Genomic DNA, 15616 nt, shown 5'->3' with positions numbered 1-15616 from the left:
TGAAGCCCGACCGACCATTGTCCTATCGGCTGGAGGCGAGGCCGATTGGGATACCGGAGAACCGCCCGGTCGGGTCCACGTCGTGTTTCACCGAGTGCAGCCGGGAGAGGTTATCGCCAAAGGTTGCCGCGGCACGCTCGCCATCACTGTGCTGCAACAGGTTCGGGTACGCCGCAGGCAGACCAAGCGGCTCCAGTTGACTCAGCAGCTCGTCCGCCCAGGCAACCTGCTCGTCGTGACCATCGGCATCCGTGGTTGTCGCGATCATCTCCACCATGAGGTGCGGCTCCCGAAATGCCCAGGGTGAGACGCCAGATTCGGTACGAGTGGCGGCACCGTGGAAGTGATGGATGTTCACAGCGCTGAACGGTGACGTACGGCCCCGCTCGCCGTCCTCCAAAGCGTCGATTGCCGCAGGGGTCAGACCGGGCAACGACACCGTCCGAACCGTGTAATGCTGTCCCGCGGGAAACATCCCGTCGAGGGCATGCAGCGCCTGCGCGGGCGTGGCCGAGTGTACTTCGGACATCAGCGGCGTTCCGAGCTTCTCCGCAGCCTGCACCCACGGCGCCCCCTCCCGGGCATCACCGCTCCACTGCACCGCCATGAGCAACGCAGGGTTGCCGTCAGGGCCGCTCGTGATCGCGGGGCGCAGTGCGAGCTCGTCCGGAACGCTGGGAAGCAACCGATCGAACCCGGTGAGGACTTCTCGGATCTCGGTCGTACCGAAGGCGATGACACCTGCAAGAACTTCAGGCAGTTCGGTGAGGCCAATCTCGAGCGACGTGACGACACCGAAGTTTCCGCCCCCGCCCCGAAGCGCCCACAACAGGTCCGCGTTCTCGTCCGCCGATGCCCTCGTGATCGATCCGTCAGCGAGCACGACGTCTGCGGAGATGATGTTGTCGGCCGCAAGACCCATGGTGCCAAGGTAGGGCCCGTAGCCCCCGCCCAGCATGAGCCCGGTCACGCCAACCTCATTGACCGTCCCGACCGCCGCAGCCAGACCGTGCTCGCCGGCAGCGTCCATCAAATCATCCAGCCGTGCACCGCCTTCCACGCGAGCGATCCGGGCGTCGACGTCAATCTGAACGCCACGCATCTGCGACAGGTCGATAGTGATCCCACCCTCGGCGTGCGCACTGCCCGCCCAATCGTGCCCGCGACCGCGGATGCCGACGGGGGCTGCCAGAGGGGTCGCCTGCAGAACGCGCTGCACATCCGGGGCACCGGCCACTCGTGCAATGAGTGCGGGACGGCGCTGCGGGCGTGCGCTCCACAGAGCAGCACTTCCCTCGAACGCTTCATCAGCGGGCGCAATGACCTGCCCATCAATGGATGCGCTCAGCGATGCTGCCAGCTGGTCCCAGTCATGTTCTGCCTGCATTGTCTCTCCTATCATCCTTGCGCCGCGGCGGTCGCGGCGCCGGCCGAATCGTGTGACGCGGGGCGTCACAGACTGCACTTTGTCTGCTCTGGAGGCGACTTGAGGTCAACGAGATAGTCGGCGACAATGCCGTCGACACACTCGTTGGTTCCGTCGACAGCGATGGTGTGCTGCTCACCGTCGACGGTGAGCAGGCTGCCGCCCAGGGTGTCGGCAAGGCTCACGCCGCCGTCGTAGGGCGTGCTCGGATCACCGGTGATCGAGATGGTGAGCGTGTCGGGTAGTCCACTGATACCGGTGGCGTACGGGTAGTCCAGATCTGTTTCAGCGGGCCACGATTCGCAAGCATCACGCGCCCCGTCGGCGCCGAGTCCGGCATCAGTGAACGGCGCCACCTCCTGGATTCTGCGTTTGAGTTCGACTTCCTGTTCCGGCGTGTGGCGCTGCTCGTCCATACAGTTGATCGCAAAGTTTGCTTCGGAAGAATTGGGGTAAACGCCATCCTCTCCGCGTCCGCCGAACACGTCGCTGATCTGCAGCAGCGTCCCCGGTGATCCGTCGCGCAGTTCACCGATTCCCTTGGTGATGACCGGCCACACCCTGGAGTCGAACAGGCCCGCGGTCACCGCGCCGTAGGCGGCGTCGAAATCCATCCGTCGGCCGTCGGCCGTTACAATCGGATTCTCGATCAGTGGGCGCGCGATGCTGTGGAAGACCTCGACGGCTCGGCTCGGGTCGGTTCCGAGCGCACAATCCGGCGTCGACGCGCAGTCGACTGCCATGTCGTCAAAAGCTTTTTGGAACTGCTCAAATTGCGCCACTCGGCGTTCGGCCGTGCCCAGATGCGGGTCGATGCCGCCGTCAAGCACCATCGCCCTGACGTTGGCCGGGAACATCTCGGCGTACACCGCGCCCAGCCTGGTGCCGTAACTACGTCCTAGGAAGGTGAGCCGATCGTCACCGAGCACTGCGCGAAGGACGTCCATGTCGCGGGCAGCGTTGCGGGTTCCGACCGCAGAGAGGACGTCGTCTCCGCCGGACCGCTGCGAGCACTGTTCCACGATCGTCCGGGTGTTCGCTTCGGTCCAGGACCCGGATCCGGTCAACACTGTCGTAGTGCCCTGTCCCGCATCGATTTCCGCGTCCGTGAAGCATTCGATCGCAGGTGCGGACGCCGCGACCCCGCGAGGATCGAAACCGACCAGGTCAAATTTCTCCGTCACTCGGCTCTGGCTCAGCGACCCCGCTGCGAGCGCAGCCATGCTCATGCCCGCTCCCCCAGGGCCGCCGGGATTGAGTACCAGCGACCCGATGGGTTCACCCCTGGCGGGCGCCTTCAACAGCGCGATCGACGCCGTCTTCCCTTCTGGATCGCGGTAGTCGAGTGGCACTGTCATACGTGCGCATTGCAACCGGGGGTCGAGGGTGAACGTGCCCTGGTCAGTGGAGTTCGTCGCATATCCCTCGCACGCCTCGAAGGTCAGGGTCTGGTCGTAGAACCGTTGCAGCTCGGTCGACGGTGCCGGTTCGGGGCTTTGTGCGCCCGTGCCCGCTGAGCCGGAACTGCACGCGCCAAGAGCCACGCACATCGTCGACGCTATCGCCACCGTGACAGCCGCGAGCTTTCGTCGGGATTTGAACATGGGTGAGGAACTCCAATCAAGGGAGACAGGGTGAATCGTGCTGCGTCGGGTTGTCGTCAGTCGCGCAGGCCGAGACCCACACGGCGCAAGACGTCGAGCTGGGCAGGGTTGTAGAGCTCGGACATCACATCCATGACGTCCTGCATCGTGCGTTGGCCGCCGGCGGTGAGTCCTGCGACCACGCCGGGGTGCTTGTCTGTCAGTGCCGCCACTTCCGGAATCATGCGGACAGCGAGGTCGGCCCGCGTCGATTCGTCGGCGTCGGTTGGCAGTTCGTCGAAGTCCTTACCGGTGGGCGTCGCGGGGGTTCGTAATATTTCGTTGTACGCGTCAAGAGCGGGCGGGCTGAGTACTCTGCTCAGGTAGGTCGCGAAAGCCCGGTCGGCATCGGTCAACTCACTGTTTCGATTGGCCAGGGCGATGTCCGGGGGCAGGTCTGGTCGGGCGGAATGCCGCAAGATCGAACTCAATTCCATCCGCGCCCGCTGCAACCGTTCGATCGTCGCTTCCAGTTCGGCGTCCAGCGCGCGGAGGGAGTGCTCGGGATGATTGATCTCGTCGCCCATGGCCGCGACCTGGGCCAGCGAGAATCCGAGGTCTGTCAGACGCTTGATCTGCAACACCCGGACGAGATGCGCGACACCGTACTGCTTGTACCCATTGGAGGCCCTAGCCGGCTGGTCGAGGACACCGATGTCGTGGTAGTGCCGGACTGCCTTCACCGTGGCCCCCGCGAGTTCGGCGAGTTCGCGAGTGCTCCATCCCATCGCCTCTCCTGTCCCTTGTGCCCGTCGCTCTGGAGACAATTCTGAACCGTGCCCTTGGGGCACAGTCAACCGCTCTGCGTTGAGGGAGCTGACGGAGGGGCACGGTGTCTGGTTCGTGTCGGCTGGCCACGCAATCGATCGGAGTGCGATATCCCCACGGCCACCGCACGATTCGCTGTCCGCGCGGCTCGAGGTCCAGGAGTTCTTCGCCGACCCGCCCTTTCGCCGCGGCCGCGATCTTCCCTTCGGCCGGCGCCTGGCCCCGGATCCACGGCCAGCAGAACCTCTAGGTGCCCGCCGTCGACGTGACCTGATGGGCGAAGTCATGATGTCGATGAACCGGCGCCTCGGTGGTCCACGCCACCCACGATGGACGCTGCACGGCACATCAGGAGACGGCGGCGGTGAGCTGAGCGACGATACCTGCAAGCAAGCCGGCCACTACCCGATGACTACTCAAGGTCATGCGCAGCCGGCCGCCATGGGTGAGGACTCCAAGGATCTGTTCACCGTCGACCTGGGTGCTCATCACTGGACCCCAAAACGACTGCGCCAGCGCCACTTTACCTCCTGCATCAGATATTCCGAGATTGGTGATCTCGATGTCCGCGCTCGTGGCGGCGAGCATGGCCTGCTCCGCGTCGTCGGCGTCGGCCAGGGCCAGCGAGGCCAGAGCAAGGACCGAATCACGACTTGCCTCCCGAGTGCGCGCCGCCGCTAGCTGGGCGGCAGCGGCGTTGGCAAGTTCCCAGAACTCCTGCGGTGACGGGCGAGTGAGAACGACGGAGGTCGCCGCGAAACGAATAGCGACCTCATCCTCGAGGCCCGCCGCGCGGCGAAGATCAATCGGCACATTGATCCGGACGCTTTGCCGGTCCGACAGTTCGAACAGGGTCGACGCAGCGGCAGCGCACAGCATCGCTTGCACGGTGCAGGAACGAGAACGAGCACCCTGCCGGATCCGGCACACTGTCGCCTCGTCGAGTTCTGCATAGTCCACAGCAGGCGGCGTGTTCTCGTCGAACGGCCGTAGGGCCGCCCGAGCGGGGGGCTCAAGATGTTCGCTGCCTGCGGCCTCGTCCGGACCGGTCGGGGCGGGCTGCGTTTCCAGCTGCCGCATCAGGTCCTCCTGGGCACCCGGTATGTCCCGAGCACTTATGTCACGACCGCCCACAACGGCGAGCAAATCGTGCATCGCGCGCAGAGCCCCACGCCCGTCCGCGATCTGGTGTGAGAACGTCAGCACGATGGTCGTGCACCTCGGAGCTGGAGCGTCGGGCAGAAGAACTGCCCGCACCAGGGGTCCCGGTGACGGCGGGATGGGCACAGTCTGCTCGACAGCGGCCTGCTCGTGCCACGTCGAGTCGAGCGCGATGCGCAGCGCAACGGTGCCGTCGGCAGACCGGAACACCGGCCGATCTCCACTCCGGTCAATCATCGCGGCGAGCAACGGGTGCACCGTCTGCAGACGACGCAGCGCCACCTCGATCTCGTTCTCGGTCACGACACGACCACACTCGACAGCGAGCGAGAACTGCACGGGATTACGGTGCATGTACAGGTCGATGATGCGCTCGAACGCACCCAGCGGACGTAAGACGCGCCCTGATACAACAGTATTCATCGAATGATCCCTTCATTGGCGCTCGGCGCAAATCGGTTGCGCAAGAACATATTCATCGGTGACGACGAGACAGTCGCCCCGAGAGCGGCGGCGACGGGACCGTCACCGCCATCGAGCTCAGGACAGCTACAGGTGACATCCGCGTCCGACATCGCACTGCGGCCGCGAGAGCGCTGTGGCGGGCCTGTTGGTGACCGGCTGCATCCAGTCAGCAGCGGCATCGACGCTCGAGCCCACTGTGAGGTGGAGCGCCTGTCCCGGCCGGGTCCGGAACTCCGAGGACGGACGACCGCAACCGAAGTCAGAAAACGCGGGCGGGGGTTCATCGAATTCCCTTCCTCCGGTGGCATCGATCGCCGATGTTGTGGCGTCGAGAACGACTTATTTGCAGCGTATTTCACTTCGCGGTCCATTCCAGACCGTGCCCTAAGGGCAGGGTCAAGCCCATCCCCCGGTGCGTCACTCGATCCCCCGGCGACCCGACAGCAGGATCGGCGCCGACGGGTATCGTCCGAACCATTGCGCCGACGAGCGAACGCTTGTTGTGCCGCTGTAGATGTCGAGCGTTCGGAAAGGAAACAGTCTCTGACATGCACTCCCTCACCCGTCCCATCACGGCCGTCGCCGCTGCGATCGCTCTGACGCTCACAGCCTGCGCCGAACCGCACGCCGATCGAGCATCCGCCCCCGCGCCGTCGGCTGCCCTCGAGAGCCGTACTGTCCCCGAGGACATCACGACCGACATCCGGAGTATCGAAAGGCGTTTCGACACGAGAGTCGGAGTCAGCCTGTTCGACACCGAGACCGGCAAGACGATCAGCTACCGCGGGTCAGAACGGTTCGGCTTCGCATCGACAGTCAAGGTGTTCGCCGCGGCTGAATTCCTACGTCGCACCTCGGCCGACGAACGAAATGAACTCGTGCGGTGGACCGAGTCCGACATCGAACGAGCAGGTTACTCGCCGGTCACCACCGAGACACTCGATACCGGACTGACGGCCGCCGAGCTCGCCGAAGCGGCCGTCCGAGACAGTGACAACACCGCCACGAACCTCATATTCGACCGCATCGGTGGCGCCTCAGGTCTCGACGCCGCCCTGGAGAAGCTCGGGGACAACGTCACCGAAGTGGTCGACGTCGAACCAGACCTGAACACCATCGCACCCGGCTCGACCGCCAACACGACCACCCCGGAAGCGTTCACCAAGAACCTGGCCACTCTTGGACGAGCCGGCTCTCTAACCGAGAGCGACCGCGCGATTCTGCTCAACTGGATGAGCGGAAATGCCACCGGCGCTCCTCTCGTGCGCGCGGGTGCACCCGAGGGCTGGTCCGTCGCAGACAAATCCGGTGGAGCCGGGCCCATTCGCAACGATATCGCCATCGTCACACCACCAGGACGCGCACCGATCCTCCTCACCATTCTGACCGAAAACAACAACCCTGCAACACCATTCGACAATGTCGTGGTCAGCGAAACCGCCGCGGCCGTGCTCGGGACGCTCGAGGTCAGCTGAGGTCGAGAAACGACGCCAGTTTCGAGTGCTCGGCAACACTGGACTCATGCCCTCTGTCCCCTCGCCATGCTCCCCATGTGGGCAAACCACCGACAGGGGATGGCTGGGCATTCGAAATGAAATGGGATGGGCAATGTGGGCTCACCGAAATACGATCTGACACAGCATGATTGTTCAGCCGCAACGCGAACGATATCAGCGGTAGCTACCCGGAGTTGGTTACCGGAATCCCTGAAGCACTGGGAATGCGGGCCGCGGTCCTCGATGTGCACGAGCTCGATTGCGTCGGCAATCGATCGGCGGGCAAGGCCCGGAAGTTCATGCACCTAGGTAAGACGTCGCCCCACGTTTTGGTGGCTATTCGACCTTGAGCGGGCAACCCTGCCAAACCCTGCCCCGGACTCCTAGTCGTCGGCTGGTGTTGTCACGCACAATGACTGGACACCGCGGCCCTTCACGGTCACAGGTGTTTCCAGGCTTTCGAGTAGACGCAGGCCGTCTGCGGTGGGGCTCTCGGGGGTGGCGGTGAGCACGATCAGTTCCATTCCGGGCTGGTCGGGTAGCGCGAAGTTCTCTTGATGAAATTCCAGTAGTCCGACGAGCGGGTGCTGGTATGCCTTGCGTCCGTGTGTGCGGGCGCGTACGTCTGCGCGGGACCAGAGGCGGCGGAATCGTTCACTGCCGATCGCGAGTTCACCGATGAGCGAAGCCAATCGTGGGTCATCGGGGTATGTTCCGGCGGCCAGGCGCAGATGCCCGACGACGTCGAGGGTGCACGTGTCCCAGTCAGCGTAGAGGCCACGTTCGGCTTCGGCGAGCGAGCTGGTTTGCGGCGAGCACGTCGAGGCGGTGATTCATGATCAGTGCGGGTGCGCTGGCGGCCAGATCGAGAACGCTGAGCAGTTCCGGTCGGAGCTGTCCGCTCGGTGTCTTCGCGGGCCGTCGACGTTGCCGGGCGAGGCGATGCAGGTGTCCGCGTTCGGTGTCGTCGAGTTCGAGGACGCGGGCGAGTGCGTCGAGGACCTGCTCGGAGGGCTGGGTCGCGCGGCCCTGCTCCAAGCGTACGTAGTAGTCGACGCTGACTCCGGATAGGTGTGCGACCTCTTCGCGGCGCAGCCCTTCGACCCGACGACGACTGTCGGAGGGAATGCCGACGGCAGCCGGGTCGACCCGGGAACGCCGGGTCCGCAGGAAGCCCGCAAGATCGTCCATGCCCTCAGTATGGACTCGGTATGGCCTAGGTAGTGCGGATGAAGGTGGTCCTGCCAATACCAGGAAGTCCCATCCGTTGGTAAAAGCGCCCCTGAATGTCAGGCGCCGCGGCACCCAGAATCGAAGGCACCCGACACGAAGGAGTTTCCATGAAGACACTCATCATCTACGCCCACCCGGAGCCGACGGCGCTTAACAGCTCACTCAAGGACCTTGCAGTCTCGACGTTGGAGAGCGCTGGACACGAGGTACGGGTCAGCGACCTGTACGCAATGAACTGGAAGGCCGTCGTCGACGCCGAGGACTTCGGCCCCCACGCCTCGAGCCCGCTGCAGGTCGCCCGGAACTCGGGTGGGGCGTTTGACAACGGGACGCTCACACCGGATGTTCTTGCGGAGCAAGAGAAGTTGCTGTGGGCCGATACGATCATCTTCCAGTTCCCGCTGTGGTGGTACACGATGCCCGCGATTCTCAAAGGCTGGGTAGATCGGGTATTCAGCTTCCACTTCGCATACGGCGTCGGCGAACACAGTGACACCAAATACGGCGAACGATTCGGTGAAGGCACTCTCGCAGGCAGGAGAGCATTGTTGTCGGTGACAACCGGCGGACCGGAGTCGCATTACACCGCACGCGGAATCAACGGTCCGATCGAAGACCTGCTGTTCCCGTTCCAGCACGGCATCCTCTATTACCCGGGAATCGAGGTGCTGCCACCGTTCGTGCTGTACGGCACGGACCGGATGAGCGACGAGGACTACCCGGACGTAGCGAAAGCATTCGAGCAGCGCTTGCTCACCTTGCATTCGACGGAGCCAATCGGGTTCCGGCGGCAGAACTTCGGTGACTACGAGATCCCCTCATTGCAACTGAAGGAGGGACTCGAGCCGGCGGGCCACACCGGGTTCGGATTGCACGTACGCAGCTGAAAGCTGCTCCCGCTACCCAGTGGCGGGACACAGTTGCTCAGGGCAGCGGAGACTATTTCTCCACTCTGACAAGGACACCCGTTTGGATGCAGAAGCGCTGGGGGCATTGGACTCCTCGGCCTGAGGGCACAAGATCGTTCTAGCCTTGATGTAGATTCGGCGGTAGGTATCCTAAACCTTCTTCATATTGCCCAGGTTCGCTTCATCGGGCGAATGGCGCTCGATCGCGCAATCGTTGTAGCCGAAACCCAGTGCAGCGGCGAGTAGTTCAGGCGACCTTAGAATGCCGAGCGATGCAAGTTCGGAGCAAACTCGTAGGCGAATTCTGCCTGTGCCCCCGCCTCCACGTTGCCATCGTTGTCCCCTTGACAATTACCCTCGACGGCACCGAATACACCTGGGCCAGACCAACACGTTCTACGAAGACGCCACCGTCACCGATGTCGACGGCACCTCGGTGACCTTGAGTCCGACCGGCGGCAACGATCGATGCACGCTCGTAGTGGCCAACGCCAGCTCCGACGACGCGGCAACTCCGATCGCCCGATGACCGCCGAAACGCACGACCAAACAGCATAAATGAATACGTCTGTCCGGCCTGCGCGCGCACCCCTCACCAGCACATTCCCGGCTTGCAGGTGACGTAATATCCGCATTGGGTTGCTTGTTGTCGCACAACCCTTTTCATTAACAGTGACGATATGTAACGCGATCATGTCCGCGCTCACGCCCACAATCTTGGACGAGTCCCTTTTGCGCCAGCGTGTCACTGGAACGCCTCTGGGGCAAAACCGTCGAAGTGTCTGGCTCGTGACTACTCTGAGTTCATGAGTGCGAGCGGTTTCACAGCGGTCGAGATGTCGCCGCGATGGGCTCATGTGGTCTGGGGTCTGTCACTGGCGACTGCGGCCGTTGCCGGCGCGGTCTTGGGCGGCGAGCTGACCACCACCGTTGCCGGTGCCGCTATGGGAGCTTTCATGGCGCTGCCTGCCGGGGCTCTCGCTGCGTTGACCCTGTGGTCTCTTGGATCAGTGTCACTACGAGCTTTCGCGCCGGATCTGCCCAGCTGGCGCCGACGAACTCAAGTGCTCAGGACCGTATTCGGGGTGCTGGCCGGCGGTCTCATCGGGTTGGAAATCGCGATCGCCTTTGCCGTCCTGGGCGGTGCAACGCGGGAATCCATCGTGTGGGTCGCGGTACCGACAGTCACAGTTGTTGCCGCAGGGATCCTCTACCCACCGAGACCAAACCCCGCCCCCTGCAAGCAAAAGAGAAGTCCACAACCGACATACTATCTATCATCAGCGAAACAGTTTGCCCGCAACGCATTCCGCCACAAGCGACAAGAGGCGCCGAAGTAGTCGAGCGCGATGGCGACATACTATCGCGGCGACTCTGTATCGAGCCAGGTCTCGCTATCATGGTGAAATGCACGGGGTTCCGGTATGACTAAGCCATGACCCGGCATCGCGTGTTCGCGCTCACCCGTATCGTTGGCCATAGTGCGTGGTGGGTTTTCGTAGTGGTGACTCTTTTCGCGGGCGGTATCACGTGGACCGGTGCCAGTAGCCATCTCGGCGCCAGCTCTTTCTCCGGGTGGTCGGGGAATTGGGCGGCCTACCGCCCGATCCCGACGTCACCGGTGGCAATCGCGAACTTCACGGGCTCGTCGTCGTACGACGACCCATGGACCGAGCTTGAGCTATGGTCCGTGATTGCCATTGCAGTGGTGCTCATCGCTGCGCTTATCGAGGCAGTATCGGCACGTCAAGTATTGCGGGGGACGGTAACAATTGCGGCCCCGTGTGTGGCATTTGGGCTGTTGTTGTTAGGTACTCCCGGTGTCCTCGACAACCTTCATCTCGGCACTTCCCAAACCCTGGGTGTGGTGCTAGTCGCCGTCGCGGCACGCGAGGTATGGGCCCGCGGTTTCGCGCCCCGGCCGCCAGTCCCACAAGAGAAAACGGTTCTGGCCGAACCAATAACGAATGACAACGGGCACGGGTAGAGGTACGGTCGATCGCGTGACGTGCTCGGATCCTCAATTCACAGTGGTCGGTACATCTAACTCCGCCAGCCAATTGCGCCGGTAACATTGTTCGATGACGCATACTAGCGGTAATGGGAATACTCAACGCAGAGTCCAGTTGGGTTACATCGACGATGTGCCCGAGTCCCTTCTTGATCCGGCTGTGCCGGGATCAGATTTGGATGATCTGCTGTCCTACGCAGACAAGGACTTTCCGCCCAGCAAAAACACGGAGACGCTTCCCGCGAGCGGCTGGCGGATGATCAGCAGCACGACGTCCGGGCCTTCCCTAACAGAGAATCAGGCATGGGTCGCGTCAGGAGCGGATGGGTCCTGGCACCAGCTGAATTTGGTCACGTTAAGACGTGATGGATCCAAACGTATTCAAACCGCGCCTTATACACTCCGGGCGTTCCCCTGTAGGTCATTTCGTCGGAAACCGCTCCACCTCGACTGGGTCGACCACAACACCACACTGACAACGACTGACCTACAGGATCATCAGTTCGAGCTCAAGCTCACGAACACAGGTTCCATCACCTGGGTCAATGAAGCAGACGACAAAAGCACCCTAGATTTTCGTTATCCCGAAAGGAGCCCCGGATTCACACAGTTGGTCGTCGGCATCGACCTGCCCAATATTCCGGCGTCCCAGTCGGTGATCTGCTGCTGCGAGTGGACTCACCCAATCGGAACATGCCTGGTTCGCTGCCTCTGGCACTGTCGACCAGGGCAGAAATCCGAAGTGGTGTAGAAGAATCGGCCAGCGGTATCTGACCAACCTTGGTCAAACTTTCATCGCTCGCCACCCGAGTAACTCCCAACCTTTCGAAGTTTGTGCGAATTTCCTGCTTCTTCAGAGGGAGTAGCAATGCATCTATTAACAACGTCATAGAGTGGGTATAAATATCCGCCGAGTGCCCGCCGATGATGGGTGCAGGCTTTCTGTCGAATCCTGATGGGATAGACCCCGATACAGCGAGAAAGGCACCCGCTTGCCACCCGCCCCGCTTCCCGAGAACGTCTCACTGCTCATACGGACTGACTTCAGCGACGATGAAGCCTGGGTCGAGGTGACGACTGCGGCACAGGCAGAGGAACCGATCGACGGGTTTGTCGCTGATCTCACCCCGGTCGAGGACCCCGCCTGGGAAGGCCTGGTCGGCGACAAGCTCCTGGAAACGATTGGTGAACCACCACCGTTCTACGTGTTCGTCGTCGACCGCGAGACGCTGACCCACCCGGAGCACCCCATTCTCGCAATCGACTGCGCCGGCTCGGACTACCCGCACGAGCGTGGCCGCACTGTCCGTGTTGTCCCCACCGCCATGGCAGCGATCGAGAACAACCTGTCGCTAGGCAACATGGACTTCGACGAGTTCATCGAAAGCGCCGACGCAGACGGTATCGTCCGACAGTTCTCATGAACCAGACAGGACGAAGTCTTCATGGCTGAGGTTCACCTTCAAGGCAACAGAACCAGATCCATCTGGTTTCAGTGCTTGCCGGACGTTATCTATCGCAGCGAGTTGCTGGACGGCGCGGGCGACATCAAACGCAAGAACATGATGGCCGACCTAGAAGCCAAACTAGGTCCAGACAGTCCCATGCTCGCCCAGTTCGACGAGATGACCCCGCCGCAAGGACCAAGGTACGTGGTGGTGCACTTCGGCGGCTCCGGCGTCATCGACATCCGGATCCGCACCCACGACGCCGAACCACCACTGGAACTCGATGACTGGGAAACCATCGAGCAAGCTGGTGCCGAGTTCGGTGAACTCGAGGCCACCGCCGAGCTCGACGACTCCGTCACGAAAATTACCGACCCCGGTCTAGACCGGCTGATGCAACAAATTACTCACGGGTGGAACATGATTCGCGTGCACCGCCGCGGATTTCGGCCCCTCAAACCCGGCGGGGCAATCCTCGTCGACATCTGGCCCATAACAGCGCCGTTCAACCAAGAACAGATCAAACATCAACCCGTCACGCCCGTAACGCCTAAAGTTCCACCAGGCTTTGGCGTCTACGAACAGTGGGTCCGAATCACCAGTTGTCTGCAGCGGGCCGGCGCAGCAGCCCCCATCGCAGACCTAGCGAAGCCTCAATACTTCGGCTTCTCCGAACAGGTCATCGCCGCATTCACCGAAGCCGCACTAGACCCTCGCCAACCACCGGCCGAGTGGTTTAGCAGCCTTTCGCTCTACCCAGACGGCCGGTGGACCCGGCTCATCCCCGGATACCGCCTGCTCACCATCGAGCCATCTCTACGAGCACGCCAACAGGCCCTCGACACCTGGGGACGCCGCGGCGATACCCACTCTGGACAGGAAGGCGCACCGACGAGAACCTTTCGTCCCGAGTACATTCCACTCGCCGAAAGCGACACCCACCTCTTAGTACACGACGTCCGACCCGGGCCCGACCAAGGTCTGATTCTGGAACTTTCGAAGACTGACTCCAACCAAGAAATCACAACCTGGAAGTCACTCGTCCACTTCCTCGGCGACATCGCCTTCGCACTAGAAAACCGCAAACCGTTCCGCGGCTACATCCCCGACCTCCAAGGCAACACGCTGACCTGGGTCACTCAGCACCACGACGCCGGCTGAACGAACGTTCCCCCGCGCCACCAATGCACAACAACGTCACACCGCAATAAAAGATCGTAGATATGGAATTCCGAACAGCTGGCGCGCCCTCGACATAGACAGAGGCAACCCTAGAGGCAATGGACGTTGCCGCACAGGTTCTTCGGACCTGCATCGGACAAACAATGCTCGGGCCGCCAGCGACGTGTGTGCGCCAACGGTGATCGGCGCAGTCCATCTCGGTGGCCTTGATCTGACAGACTCGTAGTATGCGACGCCCACCCGTCAACGAGCTACCCGTATACGTTCCGATCTCTGGTGTTCTGAATCGAACCGAGGACATAGTCTTTGCGCTGACCTCGACTGTTGTCTACTCCGGCGGCGTCAAATGGGGAATCGAGATCTTCAAGCGCGTTCCCACGGTGTCGATGGGATCGCACGGATTCGGCCGGCCTGAAACCGGCAGGTCTACCAGCGCTCCGTTCCTGCTCGGCTTCGAATGGTCCGACGGAACGATCTCGTCAAACATGCCCATGCAAAACGATGGCGGACTACACCACGTCGGGGGAGGCGGAGGCTCACAACACGTGCAGGTCAATCTGTTCCTCGACCACCTGCCGCCCGCGGGCCCGTTCTCGATCATCACGGCATGGCCCTTCTTCGGTATCTCCGAACAACAGGTCAGTTTTGACGGCGACATCATCTTGAATGCGGCGAAACATGTTGAACAGCTGTGGGAACTCGTTGAACTCACTCCTCAGACCTTCAAGGACGGACAGCCCCGCGTAGCTCCGGAGGAGGCAGTGCTAGTTATGCCTCGCACCGGCTGGTTCGGCGACCACTTCGACCCCACACCGCCACCACCGCCCCTGGACGAACACGGCAACCCAATGACCTTTCGCATGGTTACCTCCGACGCCGAGGGAAACGCGAGACCACTGCAGCCAGCAGCACCTCGAGGATGGCGTCTCGCGGGACCAGAGGAGTAATTATTCGTCGATCACGCGGCGGCCGAGAAGAGCAGGTCCTGAACCGCCCGCTGTTCGTCTCCGCGACAATCCGGTCCCAGCCGGGTCGACTGTTGCGTTCCGAGCCTGAGCGACGGACATAGGTAGACTGTGCAACCCTCGGCGGTCGCATACGTAGAGCCAGAGTCTGCTACCGCAACCTACGACACCGCAGGCCATACATCGATGCGAAATTGCTGAATCAGCTCGTCCGGGGATTTCTCCCGCTCTGATGCTGTAGGAGCATTGTTGTAGATGAACCTCTCCTGAGAGTCCAGCAGCCCCTTGGCCCGTACGTGGAATGTGTACGTACCCTCTTCGAGATCGAGGCAGTCCTGCAGTGCCCAATCGACATCGGCACCGCCGCCCGCGAGCGAATCTCCCACCATAAAGAACGGCGGGGCCGTGAAGGTGGCGCTCACAGTAGCATCGCTTTCCCAGACCGCGTCGTCCTCAATCTGATCAGCTGAGGGTTCTCTGTCGTGAATCGCAAGTCGGACACCTGCCATGGTTCCGTTGCTGACAGCCCCGATCAGGACGTAGTTCTCGGTGGTGGCCGCAAGTTCACCGTCCAGTTCCGGAAAGTCTTCATACTCGCCATTGAGAATCGAAATCGACGAACTCTCGATTCGAATCTTTCCGTATGCCTCCGAAGGCCGGTCATTGCCGATCGTCATCATGAAATCCGAGATCGCAGCCCGTTGTCGCTATTCATGAGACCAACATAAAGCTTGCACAGGTCCCTCGGACCTGCATCGCCTCCGGCTCTGCCGATGGGACGGCCTGCGGCCGTGCTTGACAAAACCTATTGAGATTCCCTTCTGCCGACTGCACGAGCTCAATCCACCGATCCACGCCTTCACCGATGAACTGTTGCCACACCGACCGGACAAGGCTTTCCGAGACAACC

At 62.0% G+C, this 15616-nt stretch carries 12 protein-coding genes and 1 pseudogene; 6 read left to right on the top strand and 7 right to left on the bottom strand.

The features are described from left to right. Positions 1-22: 22 nt before the first annotated feature. From AC56PL_RS08095 to AC56PL_RS08080, 4 genes are all read right to left on the bottom strand, one after another. On the bottom strand, positions 23-1387 hold the full coding sequence (locus AC56PL_RS08095; protein ID WP_497153467.1) for an FAD-binding oxidoreductase: 1365 nt from the start codon (positions 1385-1387) through the stop codon (positions 23-25). Between the two features lie 65 nt (positions 1388-1452). Further along, positions 1453-3030 (bottom strand): alpha/beta fold hydrolase, encoded by a 1578-nt coding sequence (locus AC56PL_RS08090; RefSeq protein ID WP_497153466.1) that lies wholly within the window; start codon positions 3028-3030, stop codon positions 1453-1455. A gap of 56 nt (positions 3031-3086) precedes the next feature. Next, positions 3087-3797, bottom strand: a complete 711-nt coding sequence (locus AC56PL_RS08085; RefSeq protein ID WP_497153465.1) for a helix-turn-helix domain-containing protein — start codon at positions 3795-3797, stop codon at positions 3087-3089. Between the two features lie 388 nt (positions 3798-4185). Further along, positions 4186-5421, bottom strand: coding sequence for a hypothetical protein (locus AC56PL_RS08080; RefSeq protein WP_497153464.1), 1236 nt, complete (start codon positions 5419-5421; stop codon positions 4186-4188). A 590-nt stretch (positions 5422-6011) separates the two neighbouring features. On the opposite strand from AC56PL_RS08080, the gene bla reads away from it, so the two are divergent. Then, positions 6012-6938 carry a class A beta-lactamase gene (bla, locus tag AC56PL_RS08075; RefSeq protein WP_497153463.1) on the top strand — a complete coding sequence of 309 codons (927 nt, stop codon included), beginning with the start codon at positions 6012-6014 and terminating at the stop codon, positions 6936-6938. A 404-nt stretch (positions 6939-7342) separates the two neighbouring features. On the opposite strand, the pseudogene AC56PL_RS08070 reads toward bla, so the two are convergent. Continuing rightward, positions 7343-8150: pseudogene (locus AC56PL_RS08070) on the bottom strand (helix-turn-helix transcriptional regulator). A gap of 149 nt (positions 8151-8299) precedes the next feature. Here AC56PL_RS08070 and AC56PL_RS08065 point away from each other — a divergent pair. After that, positions 8300-9079, top strand: a complete 780-nt coding sequence (locus tag AC56PL_RS08065) for an NAD(P)H-dependent oxidoreductase (RefSeq protein WP_497153462.1) — start codon at positions 8300-8302, stop codon at positions 9077-9079. Positions 9080-9496: 417 nt separating this feature from the next. Here AC56PL_RS08065 and AC56PL_RS08060 read toward each other — a convergent pair whose 3' ends face one another. Further along, positions 9497-9643 carry a hypothetical protein gene (locus tag AC56PL_RS08060; RefSeq protein WP_495515806.1) on the bottom strand — a complete coding sequence of 49 codons (147 nt, stop codon included), beginning with the start codon at positions 9641-9643 and terminating at the stop codon, positions 9497-9499. Between the two features lie 263 nt (positions 9644-9906). On the opposite strand from AC56PL_RS08060, the gene AC56PL_RS08055 reads away from it, so the two are divergent. The 4 genes from AC56PL_RS08055 (at position 9907) to AC56PL_RS08040 (ending at position 14688) form a co-directional block, all read left to right on the top strand. Next, positions 9907-10440: a hypothetical protein gene (locus AC56PL_RS08055; protein WP_495515805.1), complete on the top strand. Its 534-nt coding sequence runs from the start codon at positions 9907-9909 to the stop codon at positions 10438-10440. Positions 10441-12103: 1663 nt separating this feature from the next. After that, positions 12104-12535: a DUF6924 domain-containing protein gene (locus AC56PL_RS08050; protein ID WP_497153461.1), complete on the top strand. Its 432-nt coding sequence runs from the start codon at positions 12104-12106 to the stop codon at positions 12533-12535. Positions 12536-12556: 21 nt separating this feature from the next. Then, the gene (locus AC56PL_RS08045; protein ID WP_497153460.1) at positions 12557-13720 is read left to right on the top strand and encodes a hypothetical protein; all 1164 of its coding nucleotides are present in this window, start codon (positions 12557-12559) and stop codon (positions 13718-13720) included. Between the two features lie 248 nt (positions 13721-13968). Further along, on the top strand, positions 13969-14688 hold the full coding sequence (locus AC56PL_RS08040) for a hypothetical protein (RefSeq protein ID WP_497153459.1): 720 nt from the start codon (positions 13969-13971) through the stop codon (positions 14686-14688). A gap of 179 nt (positions 14689-14867) precedes the next feature. Here AC56PL_RS08040 and AC56PL_RS08035 read toward each other — a convergent pair whose 3' ends face one another. Next, the gene (locus AC56PL_RS08035) at positions 14868-15383 is read right to left on the bottom strand and encodes a hypothetical protein (RefSeq protein ID WP_497153458.1); all 516 of its coding nucleotides are present in this window, start codon (positions 15381-15383) and stop codon (positions 14868-14870) included. Between the last annotated feature and the right edge of the window lie 233 nt (positions 15384-15616).

Source organism: Williamsia sp. Y721 (assembly GCF_059683565.1).
This window is presented reverse-complemented; position numbering and strand designations above follow the sequence as displayed.